Origin of the sequence: Pseudomonas mediterranea CFBP 5447 (assembly GCF_000774145.1) — a bacterium.
In the GTDB taxonomy this organism is placed as follows: domain Bacteria; phylum Pseudomonadota; class Gammaproteobacteria; order Pseudomonadales; family Pseudomonadaceae; genus Aquipseudomonas; species Aquipseudomonas mediterranea.
In genome coordinates, this window is record NZ_KN322983.1 from 894,968 (window position 1) to 908,169 (window position 13,202).

Annotated in this window: 10 protein-coding genes; 9 read left to right on the forward strand and 1 reads right to left on the reverse strand. The window is 62.1% G+C overall.

Annotated elements, in window-relative coordinates; all coding sequences use genetic code 11:
• Positions 1-88: 88 nt before the first annotated feature.
• The 3 genes from N005_RS27765 to N005_RS09595 all read left to right on the forward strand — a co-directional run bounded on the left by N005_RS27765 (position 89) and on the right by N005_RS09595 (position 5,087).
• Positions 89-2,995, forward strand: coding sequence for a hypothetical protein (locus tag N005_RS27765; RefSeq protein ID WP_144402651.1), 2,907 nt, complete (start codon positions 89-91; stop codon positions 2,993-2,995).
• A gap of 420 nt (positions 2,996-3,415) precedes the next feature.
• Complete coding sequence (locus N005_RS09590) at positions 3,416-3,766, forward strand: metalloregulator ArsR/SmtB family transcription factor (protein ID WP_047700964.1); 351 nt, start codon at positions 3,416-3,418, stop codon at positions 3,764-3,766.
• 37 nt (positions 3,767-3,803) lie between these two features.
• Complete coding sequence (locus N005_RS09595; RefSeq protein ID WP_047700965.1) at positions 3,804-5,087, forward strand: arsenic transporter; 1,284 nt, start codon at positions 3,804-3,806, stop codon at positions 5,085-5,087.
• Between the two features lie 126 nt (positions 5,088-5,213).
• Here the strand turns inward: N005_RS09595 and N005_RS09600 are convergent, their stop codons facing one another.
• Complete coding sequence (locus N005_RS09600) at positions 5,214-6,185, reverse strand: DUF1853 family protein (RefSeq protein ID WP_047700966.1); 972 nt, start codon at positions 6,183-6,185, stop codon at positions 5,214-5,216.
• Between the two features lie 103 nt (positions 6,186-6,288).
• Between N005_RS09600 and N005_RS09605 the strand changes: the two genes are divergently transcribed.
• From N005_RS09605 to pepN, 6 genes are all read left to right on the forward strand, one after another.
• Positions 6,289-7,179 carry an NAD(+) kinase gene (locus tag N005_RS09605; protein WP_024776985.1) on the forward strand — a complete coding sequence of 297 codons (891 nt, stop codon included), beginning with the start codon at positions 6,289-6,291 and terminating at the stop codon, positions 7,177-7,179.
• A complete protein-coding gene (locus N005_RS09610) occupies positions 7,176-8,150 on the forward strand; it encodes a metallophosphoesterase (RefSeq protein ID WP_174245343.1) in 975 nt (324 codons plus the stop codon). Before N005_RS09605 ends, N005_RS09610 begins: the two co-directional genes overlap by 4 nt.
• On the forward strand, positions 8,147-9,022 hold the full coding sequence (locus N005_RS09615; RefSeq protein WP_047700968.1) for a rhomboid family intramembrane serine protease: 876 nt from the start codon (positions 8,147-8,149) through the stop codon (positions 9,020-9,022). Before N005_RS09610 ends, N005_RS09615 begins: the two co-directional genes overlap by 4 nt.
• 81 nt (positions 9,023-9,103) lie before the next feature.
• A complete protein-coding gene (locus N005_RS09620) occupies positions 9,104-9,364 on the forward strand; it encodes a YeaC family protein (RefSeq protein WP_041024166.1) in 261 nt (86 codons plus the stop codon).
• Entirely contained in the window at positions 9,361-10,191 is an 831-nt protein-coding gene (locus N005_RS09625; protein WP_047700969.1) for a DUF2797 domain-containing protein, read from the forward strand. Before N005_RS09620 ends, N005_RS09625 begins: the two co-directional genes overlap by 4 nt.
• 13 nt (positions 10,192-10,204) lie before the next feature.
• Entirely contained in the window at positions 10,205-12,862 is a 2,658-nt protein-coding gene (gene pepN, locus N005_RS09630) for an aminopeptidase N (protein WP_047700970.1), read from the forward strand.
• The last annotated feature ends 340 nt before the right edge of the window (positions 12,863-13,202 follow it).

Sequence of the window (13,202 nt, forward strand, 5' to 3'; positions counted from 1 at the left end):
TAGACCCTCCCACCTCGACGCGTCTTAATGATCGTCATTTCGCCTCTACCGCTTTATTGGCTGCCCCTCAACCATCGAGGTGTTCTCCATGGAAAAGCGATTTCCCCCGCGCTGCTCGCCCGACAACCAGGCGCCGCTTGACCTTCGCCCACCCATTTTTCCGGGTTGGACGCGTCCGGTGGAGGACTATGATGCCGGTATCCCGGCCAGGCTAGTGGAGGGCGGGTTGCTCTGCATTGTCGATCCCTGGAACTACATGGAGATCGGTGACGCTTTCAACCTCTACTGGAACGATGACACCACCCCGGTCTGGAGCACGAATATCGACGCAAACCAGAAAAACTACCGTCTGGTTTTCCGTATCGATGAGGGGCATATCGTCAGGGGCGACGCTTTCCCTGTGTTCTATAGTGTGCTGCCCGCAGGCGCCGCGGATTCCCTGAAGTCGGAGCCGAAGCTGAAGCTGCTGGTCAAACTCGACCCACCCGGCGGTTACGATGAAGACCAGGGCACACCGGGCCACTCGGGCCTGGAGTACTCGATTCCCCAGGACATTATTGAAAATGGCGTTGGCCCCGAAGAGGCCGCAGCCGGTGTGCAGGTGACCATCAAGCCGTACAAATTCATGCGCCGCAATGACAGGATCAATCTGGCCTGGGGCACGCAAAACATCTACCGCACGGTGGCCGAAAACGAGGAAGGCGAGGAGATCATCATCACTGTCCCCCTCGAGGTCATCGAGCTTGCCGAAGACAGCGATGCCCTTGCCGTGGCCTATCAGGTGGTTGATGAATGCGGCAACTATCCAGGCGGCTACTGGCGCTGGTCGGCGGTGACCCATGTTCTGGTGGATCTGAACAATAATCGGCTCGATCCGCCGTTGGTGCTGGTCAACGGCTTTCCGGTCGAGGAAATCGACCTCGCCGAACTGGCTGGAAATCCGGTCACTGTGCGGGTCACCGCCAACCGCTACGAGCATGCCATTGGAGATCTCTTGCGTATGACCTGGCGCGGCACCGCCGCGGACAGTTCACCGGTAATCGTCGGTCCGCTGGAGGAAACGGTTCAAACCATTCCCTACTTCTATGATTTCACCATCCCCTATACCGATGTCGCGGCGATCGCCAAAGGGCGGGCCACGGTGGGTTACGTGCGGATCCGCAGTGGCGAAAGGGACCTTCCGTCGAAAAGCACCTCCGTGACCGTGATCGGCGATACCCGCCAATACCTGGCTCCCGACATTGTGGAAGCCGTGGGCGGCACGCTGGACCCGGACCTGAATTTCTACACGCTTTCCGTTCCTTATTATCCGGGACGCGTGGCTGGCGATGAGATCATCATCATTTGCGACGGTCGTACCTCCACCACGCTTCCGACTTACCATGAAGTGATAGCCGTCGTGGGCGGGGAGGCGGTCGGCGCGCCGGTGCTGGCGAACCTGGAAAAAGAGCAGGTCAAGCGCCTCGATGGCGGCTCGCTCACCGTGTACTACAGCGTGAACGGCCAGCCCGAATCGGAGCACTTGTTACTCATGGTGGGTGTCGCCGTGCCTTCGCTGCCGATCCCGACGGTCGTGGAAGCCCCCGACGACGTGTTGAACCCGGAAGACGTCAACCCCGCCATCGGCGCCAATGTGATCGCGACCTACACCGCCACCCTGCCCGGGGATGTCGTGGTACTGCGCTGGCGCGGCTCGTCGAGCAATGCCCCGGACCAGCCAAGAACCCTGACCGCGAATACGGCGGGCAAGGTGGTGCCATTTACCGTGCCGTTCAGGTACGTGAGCGAGAACCTCAACGGCACCGTGGATGTCAGCTACTCCATCACCCGGGGCACGACTTCATTGGGCAATTCCATTGTCCGGCAGCTGAGCATCGGCTCGGCCCTGGAGCTCCGCGCGCCCTCGGTCAAAGAGGCCAGCGGCAGCACCTTGAATCCGGTCAATGCCAAGGACACGCTGACGATTATCGTGCCATCCAACCCCGCACTGCTGCCTGGCGACAAGCTGAAAGTGACCTGGACCGGTGCCCCGGGCACGCCGGCCGAGGGTTCATACACCTCGGATGAATGGCTGGTCAGGGACGGCTGGGAAATCCCGATCGACAACAGTGTAGTGGCGTTTAGCTTGGGCAAAGCGGTGACGGTGACCTACACGGTCAACCACGCTGGTGCGGATCTGCCACCGTCGGCTCCCTTGACGTTGAACGTACAAGTTATTCCCGTGTCCAGCCTGGCGATGCCGTTGATTCCGCAAGCGGCGCAGGGCGGTATCGGTAGCGAACTGGATTTGAGTAGCTTCACCGGCGATGCCCGCGTCACGGCGGCACCCTGGCCGCTGATTGCCGCCGGGCAGCGGGTCTGGCTGCGCTGTGAAGGGACCGCCAGCAACGGCTCGGATTACACAATTACGCTTTATGCCGGCACAGAGCTGGAGTCGGGCGATGTATCGACCGGGTTGTCCAAGGAGCTCCCTCGGGCCGAGCTCGAAAAACTGCGTGACGGTTCTCAGCTCAAGGTGGTGTTGGAGGTGACGTTCAATCGCGGTAGCAACCAGGGAGAGGCAGTTACCTTCCCCTTGCGAACCTATACGGTTCGAAACGAAGAGCGGATGGTGGATCATTACACCCCGTTTGATGGTGGGAATGCTAATGGTTGGCGCGATGAAAAATTGTTTGAGGTCGTTCACGAGGATGGTAACTATTTTGGCCGAATTGGTAGCGATGCCCCAACCAACGACGGGGCAACAGCGTTGAATCTTTCACTTCGAGCAGGCGTTCCCTATGAGGTCAGCTTTGTTTGCCGTAGCGTCGGCAGCATTCGCCTGGTTTTTTTGACCCTTGGATCCGGAGAGTTTTCCTTCGTCACCCAGACTTTTAATTACTGGCTGCCAGTTTCAGCTCGGTTCACCCTTGAAGCGCCAATCGATAAGCTGTTGTTCACTTGTGCAGATCGGGGGGCCATCGATGTGGATAACATTCGAATTCGCCAGCTATGAAAGAAAGCGGAGTTAGATAAAAGGTAAAAAGCAAAAAGGCGTGGTCAGCGCGACTACACGCTGATCTCTAAAGTAGGTTACTGGCGAACCGCGCGCTGGATAACGTCCATCCGGGCCAGTAGACGCTTTGCATTCAACTCCAGAAGCGAAACGCGGAGCGTCCCAGGCGGCATTCCCACGCGGGAGCGTGGGAACGATCAGGTCGTGTTGGCTGACACACCACCTCTGTGGCGAGGGAGCTTGCTCCCGCTGGGCTGCGAAGCAGGCCTTCTTTGGCGGTCGCTACGCCCGAGGCGTCGGACCGACCGAGCGGGAGCAAGCTCCCTCGCCACAGGTTTATCTGTCGCTTCGAATCGCTGCTTTACTGAATATTCGCGTTTCCATATATTCATCCTTCGCTTCCCCAGACTTTTTTCCGTCATGTCCAATCCCCACAATCCCGTCGAGGTCTTCAAGGCCCTGGCCGACGACACCCGAACCCGCATTGCGCTGCTGGTGGCCCGTGAGGGGGAGTTGTGTGTCTGTGAGCTCACCGCCGCGCTGGACCTGAGCCAGCCGAAAATCTCCCGGCACTTGGCGCAGTTGCGACATGCCGACCTGCTCAGTGACCGACGGCAAGGGCAGTGGGTCTACTACCGTCTGCATCCACAATTGCCCGCCTGGATCAGCACGTTGCTGGAGCAAGCGTTGGCGGCCAATTCGGCCTGGCTGGCGGCGGATGTCGAGCGCCTGGCGGCGATGGCCGATCGTCCGGTGGCGCGTTGCTGCTGACGCTTCTTATCAATCCCTTTTTCCAAGGCTGTAGCGCATGCTTGTCGCGTCATTGACTTTCCTGCTGACCATTACCCTGGTGATCTGGCAGCCCAAAGGGCTCGGCGTCGGCTGGAGCGCGACGTTGGGCGCACTGCTGGCGTTGTTGAGCGGGGTGGTGCAGATCTCCGACATCCCGTTGGTGTGGCAGATCATCTGGAATGCCACCGGTACCTTCGTCGCGCTGATCATCATCAGCCTGTTGCTGGACGAGGCGGGGTTCTTCGCCTGGGCAGCACTGCACGTAGCCCGGTGGGGGCGGGGCAGTGGGCGCAAGCTGTTTGCGTACATGGTGCTGCTCGGTGCCCTGGTGTCGGCATTGTTCGCCAATGACGGTGCGGCGCTGATCCTCACGCCTATTGTGATTTCCATGCTGCTGGCCCTGCGCTTTTCCCCGGCGGCGACCCTGGCTTTCGTGATGGGGGCCGGTTTCATTGCCGACACCGCGAGCCTGCCGCTGGTGGTGTCGAACCTGGTGAATATCGTCTCGGCGGATTTCTTCGGCATCGGTTTCAACCGCTACGCGGCGGTGATGGTGCCGGTGAACCTGGCGGCGGTGGCGGCCAGCCTGGCGATCCTGATGTGGTTTTTCCGCTACGATATTCCGCGTGACTACGACCCGCATCAACTGGACGATCCGGCCAGTGCCATCCACGACACCGCCACGTTCTATGCCGGCTGGGTCGTGTTGGTGATCCTGTTGCTGGGGTGCTTTGCCCTGGAGCCCCTGGGCATTCCCATCAGTGCCATTTCGGCTGTCTGCGCCGCGTTGCTGCTGGCGGTTGCGGCGCGCGGCCACAAGATCTCCACCCGCAAGGCCATGAAGGAAGCGCCATGGCAGATCGTGATCTTTTCCCTCGGCATGTACCTGGTGGTTTATGGCCTGCGTAACGCGGGGCTGACCGATTACCTGGCCCGCTGGCTCGACGCTTTCGCCGGTTACGGCGTGTGGGGCGCGGCCATGGGCACCGGGGTGTTGACGGCATTGCTCTCGTCGGTCATGAACAACTTGCCGACGGTGCTGGTCGGTGCGTTGTCCATTGACGCCAGCCATGCCACCGGTGCGGTGAAGGAAGCGATGGTCTATGCAAACGTGATCGGCAGCGATCTGGGGCCGAAGATCACGCCGATTGGTAGTCTGGCAACGTTGCTATGGCTGCATGTGCTGGCGCGCAAGGATATCCGGATTGGCTGGGGCTACTACTTCAAGGTCGGGGTGGTGTTGACGGTGCCGGTGTTGCTGGTGACGTTGGCGGCGTTGGCGTTGCGCTTGTCCGTCTAGGCCGTAGCGGCCTCATCGCGAGCAGGCTCGCTCCCACAGGGGATTCATGACAAACACAAAATTTGTGTTCACTGAAGATCCATTGTGGGAGCGAGCCTGCTCGCGATGAGGGCCGCCGAGGCACCGCTAAACTGAACCATTGCCCGGCACATCCGGCCACGGATCTGCCACCAGGAACACCCGCTCGGCCTCTTCCCACTCACCTTCGGCGTTTTCACTCAGGCGCACCATCAACTGTGCGGGCGCCATCGGGTCCAGGGCCAGCCGCCAGGCATCCAATTGCTCGATGCTCCAGGTCTGTTCTGCCGGATAATGGGCCGGGGCCAGCCAGGCGGCGCGGGGCAGGGGTTGCCAGCGGCCCGGCGGACGCTGGGCAATGAACGCCGGCCAGTCTCGCTGGCGCAGCCAACTGCCGCGCAGGTGCCTGGGATGCGCGCCGCCTGGCGGTTCGGCCTGTCCGGGCCAGGGATAAAGCAGGTAGCCCCCCAGCCATAGCTCGGAGCGGAACCGCTCGAGGCCCGCCGGTTCAATGCCCAGTGCCGCCAGGGCTTCACGGCTCTCCGGGCGTGCCGAGATCGGTAGCTGGTGCTCCCGCAGATGGGTCAGTTTACGGTCGAGCCGGTCATGACAGCCCGGGCCAAGCCATTGCGCCGGGTCGCGGCCGTCACCCTGTTGCGGTCCCAGGTACAGCTTGATCGCCAGTTCCAGATGATGGATGCCGTCCCCGTCGCGCAGCAGCAGGTCGAGTTCACCCAGGGTCTGGCCTTCGCGGCGGATTGGCAGGTTCGCGGCAATCAGCTCGATGTCCGGCGCATGCTGCACCGCAAATTGCCACAACCGTTCGTAATAGAGGCCCAGGCGCTGGGTCCGGCTCTTGGACAGCCAGTGCAGCAGCGGGTAGCTGTCGCGGTCCAGCTGTTGCAGCCAATGTTCCAGCCGATGGGGGTGTTGCACCCAGTCGCTGCCGGTCAGGGGATGCCGTTGGGGCCAGGGCGCGTCGATGAGCATCGGCGGGGCGAGTATCACCCACGCGAGATCGCGCACCTCGGGATGGCGCAAGCGGCGGGGCAGGTCCAGCAATTCGGGAAACAGGATCATTTTGCGAGCATAGCCTGTAGGAAAGGCTTAAAGAATTTTGTCTATGGGCCGCTTTCGCCCATAATCGGGTTTTTCGCCCGCCGCAGACCCTCGCAGGAGCCCCATGGAGCAATTTCGCAATATCGGCATCATCGGTCGCCTGGGCAGTTCGCAGGTGCTGGACACCGTTCGCCGCCTCAAACGTTTCCTCCTGGAGCGACACCTGCATGTGATCCTCGAAGATACCATCGCCGAAGTGCTGCCGGGCCATGGCCTGCAGACCTCGTCGCGCAAGATGCTCGGCGAAGTCTGCGACATGGTTATCGTCGTCGGCGGCGACGGCAGCCTGCTGGGCGCCGCGCGGGCCCTGGCGCGGCACAACATTCCCGTGCTGGGGATCAACCGCGGCAGCCTCGGTTTTCTCACCGATATCCGCCCCGACGAGCTGGAAACCAAAGTGGCCGAGGTACTCGACGGCCATTATCTGGTGGAAAACCGCTTCCTGCTGCAAGCCGAGGTCCGCCGTCACGCCGAGGCCATCGGCCAGGGCGACGCCCTCAACGACGTGGTGCTGCACCCCGGCAAATCCACGCGCATGATCGAATTCGAGCTGTACATCGACGGCCAGTTCGTCTGCAGCCAGAAGGCCGACGGCCTGATCGTCGCCACGCCTACCGGTTCCACTGCCTACGCACTGTCCGCCGGTGGCCCGATCATGCATCCCAAGCTCGACGCTATTGTGATTGTGCCCATGTACCCCCATACCTTGTCTGGGCGACCCATCGTGGTCGATGGCAACAGCGAGCTGAAAATCGTCGTGTCCAAGGATATGCAGATCTACCCGCAAGTGTCCTGCGATGGCCAGAACCATTTTACCTGCGCGCCGGGTGACACCATCACCGTCAGCAAGAAGGCGCAGAAGCTGCGCCTGATCCATCCCCTGGATCACAATTACTACGAAGTCTGCCGGACCAAGCTCGGCTGGGGCAGTCGATTGGGAGGTAGAGGCGACTGATGCTCGATCCTGCGCGCAGTTACGATCTGATCGGTGACGTGCACGGATGCGCCCTGACCCTGGAACACCTGCTGGACCGACTCGGTTACCACAAGCAGGGCGGGGTCTGGCGGCATCCGTCGCGCATGGCCGTGTTCCTGGGCGATATCATCGACCGTGGGCCGCGAATCCGCGAGGCGTTGCACATCGTCCACGACATGGTCGTGGCCGGTCAGGCGTTGTGCATCATGGGCAACCACGAGTTCAACGCCCTGGGCTGGAGCACGCCGGCACCGCCCGGCAGCGGCCAGCGCCATGTGCGCGAACACACGCCGCGGCATGCCCGCCTGCTCAAGGAAACCCTGACCCAGTTCGAACAATACCCTGGCGAATGGCACGACTTCCTCCAGTGGTTCTATGAACTGCCGCTGTTTGTCGACGCCGGTCGCTTCCGGGTGGTCCACGCCTGCTGGGATGCCGGCCTGATCGAGCCGTTGCGGGGCCTGTTCCCGGACGGTCGGATCGACGAACCGTTTCTCCAGGCTTCGGCGCAGGCGGGCAGTTTCGCCTGCACGGTGTTCGATCGCCTGCTGCGCGGCACCGACATGCGCCTGCCCCACGGCATGACGCTGACCGGGGGCGATGGCCTGACCCGTTCGTTCTTCCGTACCAAATTCTGGGAGGACGATCCGAAAACCTACGGCGACATCGTGTTCCAACCCGATGCCTTGCCCGAGCCGGTGGCACGCAGGCCGCTGTCCCCGGATGAAAAGAACAACCTGCTGCGCTACGGCGCCGATGAGCCACTGCTGTTTGTCGGTCACTACTGGCGCAGCGGCAAACCCGCGCCGATCCGCGCGAACCTGGCGTGCCTGGACTACAGTGCGGTGCTCTACGGCAAGTTGGCCGCCTATCGCCTGGACCAGGAAACCCAGCTGGACCCGCATAAATTCGTCTGGGTCGATGTGGAGCGTCCGGAGATGGTGAAATGAGCCTCGTCGCGGTGTTGCGCCTGCCTTTGGCGGTGGATCTGAGCGGCTTCGTCAAGCTCCTGCAGCGCCTGCAAGTGCCTCACCGCGTCAGCGAAGAGGCGGGCGAGCAGGTGCTCTGGGTGCCAGACGAAATCGGTGAAGACGTGCGCTCCCTGTACGCGCGTTTTCCGGTGGGCGATCCGGAGCAGACGTTGGAGCTCCCAGCCTTGGGCACCACCACGCGACGGCCCGGGTTCGTCGAACAACTGACCCGAAGCCCCGTCACCGCCCTGGTACTGTTGCTGAGTCTGGTAGTCAGCGCCGTGACCCTGCTGGGCGATAATCTCCAGGCGTTGCGGTGGCTGACCTTCCTGGAATTTCGTGTGGTCGGTGACTACATCCAGTTCTCGCCCCTGGCCGATAGCCTGGCGGCAGGGCAGTGGTGGCGCCTGGTGACGCCGATGCTGATTCACTTCGGCTTCCTGCACATCGCCATGAATGGCATGTGGTACTGGGAGCTGGGGCGGCGGATCGAAGCGCGCCAGGGCAGCATCAACCTGCTCGGGCTGACGCTGCTGTTCAGCTTCGTGTCCAACTTCGTCCAGTATGCTGTCAGCGGCGCGACGCTGTTCGGTGGCTTGTCCGGTGTATTGTACGGCCTGCTGGGCCACTGCTGGATCTATCAACTGCTGGCGCCGAACCCGGCCTATCACTTGCCCCGTGGGGTTCTGGTGATGATGCTGGTATGGCTGGCGCTGTGCCTGTCCGGGCTGGTCTCGATGATCGGTTTCGGCGAAATCGCCAACGGCGCTCATGTCGGCGGCCTGCTCGTCGGCTGCTTCACGGGCTTGTTGGGCGGGCTGTTTGCCCGTCGTAAAATGGCCCGACAATGATCCTGTGGCGAGGGAGCTTGCTCGCCGCGGACCGAAGCCAACTTATCTTTATTGCCACTTAAACGAACGCGCGGAGACCCCATGTCCTCGTTCAACGAAATGATCCAGAACATCACCCCCGACATCTACAAGAGCCTGAAGCTGGCCGTGGAAATCGGTAAATGGGCCGATGGCAACAAGCTCACTGCCGAACAACGCGAGTTGTCGTTGCAGGCGATGATCGCCTGGGAAATCCAGAACCTGCCCGAAGAAGAGCGCACCGGTTACATGGGCCCGCAGGAGTGCCAGTCGAAATCGATCGAAGTGCCGAACATCCTGTTCAAGTCGGATGCCATCCATTGATCGAGATCGGCCGCGGTGCAATCAGCAAGATGTCGGCACGCCTGGACGGGCCGACCGTTCAATATGCCTTTCGCCTGGGCGATGTCGAGGTGCCGGTCAACCCGTTGATCGGCAGCACGGTGCGCCTGGAGTTTCTTGGCGCGATCCACTGCAGCCACTGCGGACGCCGGACCAAGACCAGTTTCAGCCAGGGTTATTGCTACCCGTGCATGACCAAGCTGGCGCAATGCGATGTGTGCATCATGAGCCCCGAACGCTGCCATTTCGAGGCGGGTACCTGCCGTGAGCCGGCGTGGGGCGAGCAGTTCTGCATGACCGATCATGTGGTGTACCTGGCCAATTCCTCGGGCGTGAAGGTCGGTATCACCCGCGCCACGCAACTGCCGACCCGCTGGCTGGACCAGGGCGCCAGCCAGGCGTTGCCGATCCTGCGCGTGGCCACGCGCCAGCAGTCGGGGTTCGTCGAAGACCTGTTCCGCAGCCAGGTGGCGGACAAGACCAACTGGCGCGCCCTGCTCAAGGGCGATGCGGTCGCGGTGGACCTGCCGCGCATCCGCGATTCGTTGTTTGAAAGTTGCGCCCAGGGATTGCAAGGCTTGCAGGAACGATTCGGCCTGCAGGCGATCCAGACCATAGCGGACGTCGAACCCCTCGAGATCCGTTATCCGGTGGAGCAATACCCGGCCAAGATCGTCAGCTTCAACCTGGACAAGGACCCGATTGCCGAAGGCACGCTGCTGGGGATCAAGGGCCAGTACCTTATTTTCGACACCGGCGTGATCAACATTCGTAAATACACGGCTTACCAGCTCGCCGTGCATCAGTAGAAGGATTCGACCCATGCGCACCGAACAACCGAAGATGATCTACCTGAAGGACTATCAGGCCCCTGAGTACCTGATCGACGAGACGCACCTGACCTTCGAGTTGTTCGAGGACCACAGCCTGGTCCATGCGCAACTGGTGATGCGTCGCAACCCCGAGCGGGGTGCCGGGCTGCCGCCGCTGGTGCTCGACGGGCAGCACCTGGAGCTGGTCTCGATCAAGCTCGACGACACCGACCTGGCGTCGGGCGATTACCAGTTGGACGACAGCCACCTGACCTTGCAACCCAAGGCCCAGGCTTTCACCGTCGACACCACGGTACGGATCCACCCGGAAACCAACTCCGCCCTGGAGGGCCTGTACAAGTCCGGCGGCATGTTCTGCACCCAGTGCGAGGCCGAGGGTTTCCGCAAGATCACCTACTACCTCGACCGTCCGGACGTGATGAGCAAGTTCACCACCACCGTGGTGGCCGAGCAGCACAGCTATCCGGTGCTGCTGTCCAACGGCAACCCGATTGCCAGCGGCCCCGGCGAAGACGGCCGGCACTGGGTGACCTGGGAAGACCCGTTCAAGAAGCCTGCCTACCTGTTCGCCCTGGTGGCCGGTGACCTGTGGTGCGTCGAAGACACCTTCACCACCATGACCGAACGCACCGTGGCGCTACGCATCTACGTCGAGCCGGAAAACATCGATAAATGCCAGCACGCCATGACCAGCCTGAAGAAGTCCATGCGCTGGGACGAGGAGGTGTACGGCCGTGAGTACGACCTGGACATCTTCATGATCGTCGCGGTCAACGACTTCAACATGGGCGCCATGGAGAACAAGGGCCTCAATATCTTCAACTCCAGCGCGGTGCTGGCCCGCGCCGAAACCGCCACCGACGCCGCGCACCAGCGGGTCGAGGCCATCGTTGCCCACGAATATTTCCATAACTGGTCGGGCAACCGCGTGACCTGCCGCGACTGGTTCCAGCTGTCGCTCAAGGAAGGCTTCACGGTGTTCCGCGACGCCGGGTTCTCGGCCGACATGAACTCCGCCACCGTCAAGCGCATCCAGGACGTGGCCTACCTGCGTACCCATCAGTTCGCCGAAGATGCCGGCCCCATGGCCCATCCGGTGCGCCCGGACAGCTTCATCGAGATTGCCAACTTCTACACCCTGACCGTGTACGAAAAGGGCTCGGAAGTGGTCGGTATGATCCACACCCTGTTGGGCCCTGAAGGCTTCCGCAAGGGCAGCGATCTCTATTTCCAGCGCCACGACGGCCAGGCCGTGACCTGCGATGATTTCGTCAAGGCCATGGAAGATGCCAACGGCGTCGACCTGACCCAGTTCAAGCGCTGGTACAGCCAGGCCGGTACGCCACGGCTGGCGGTCAGCGAGTCCTACGATGCCGCCGCCAAGACCTATAGCCTGACCTTCCGCCAGAGCTGCCCGCCGACTCCGGACAAGGCGGAAAAACTGCCGTTCGTGATTCCCGTCGAGCTGGGCCTGCTGGACAGCCGGGGCGCCGAGATCCCGTTGCGCCTGAGCGGCGAGGCAGCGGCAAACGGCACGTCCCGGGTGATTTCGGTGACCGAAGCCGAGCAGACCTTCACCTTCGTCGACATCGCCGAAAAGCCGCTGCCGTCCTTGCTGCGGGGCTTCTCGGCGCCGGTGAAGCTGAGCTTCCCGTATGACCGCGACCAATTGATGTTCCTGATGCAGCACGACAGCGACGGCTTCAACCGTTGGGATGCCGGCCAGCAGCTGTCGGTGCAGGTGCTGCAGGAACTGATCGCCCAGCATCAGCAGGGCACGAGCCTGGTGCTGGACCCGCGTCTGATGACTGCCTTGCGCACGGTGCTGTCCGACGAATCCCTGGATCAGGCCATGGTCGCGGAAATGCTCTCGCTGCCAAGCGAAGCCTATCTGACGGAAATCAGCGAAGTGGCCGACGTCGAGGCGATCCATGCCGCCCGTGAGTTCGCCCGCCAGCAATTGGCTGACAACCTGTTCGAAGCCCTGTGGCTGCGCTACGAGGCCAACCGCGACTTGTCGAAGCGCACACCGTATGTGGCCGAAGCCGAGCATTTTGCCCGCCGTGCCTTGCAGAACATCGCCTTGTCGTACCTGATGCTGACCGACAAGCCCGAGGTGCTGAGCGCGACCCTGGAGCAGTTCGACAGCGCCGACAACATGACCGAACGCCTCACGGCCCTGGCGGTGCTGGTCAATTCGCCATACGAAACCGAGAAGGCCCGGGCGCTGGAAGTGTTTGCGGAGAATTTCAAGGGCAACCCGCTGGTCATGGACCAGTGGTTCAGCGTCCAGGCCGGCAGCCCGTTGCCGGGTGGCCTGGCGCGGGTCAAGGCGCTGATGGAGCACCCGGCGTTCAACATCAAGAACCCGAACAAGGTACGGGCACTGATCGGTGCGTTCGCCGGGCAGAACCTGATCAACTTCCACGCCGCCGACGGCTCGGGTTACCGCTTCCTGGCGGACCTGGTCATCCAGCTCAACGGCTTCAACCCGCAGATCGCCTCGCGACAACTGGCGCCGCTGACCCGCTGGCGCAAATACGACAGCGCCCGCCAGGCGCTGATGAAGGCCGAGCTGGAGCGCATCCTGGCATCCGGCGGGCTGTCCAGCGATGTGTTCGAGGTGGTGAGCAAGAGTCTGGCTTGACTCGATTGATCGTTCCCACGCAGGCGCACTGATCGTTCCCACGCTCCGCGTGGGAACGCATCTGGTGACGCTCTGCGTCATGCCTCAAAGCGGACGCGGAGCGTCCATGGCTGCATTCCCACGCGGAGCGTGGGAACGATCGATAAAACAGCGGGTGAGCCAGGAGCGGGGAGGCCTTCGGCCTCCAGCGGGAGCAAGCTCCCTCGCCACATTCATCATCCTCGCGAATACCTTCTGATTCACCTCTAGCCGATCTCCCCCTGGTTAACAAAAGATAACGTGGCGTCGATTGTCAGGCCTTCCGAAAGCCCGATAGGATAGGTCAGCTTCCGAAGTGGCT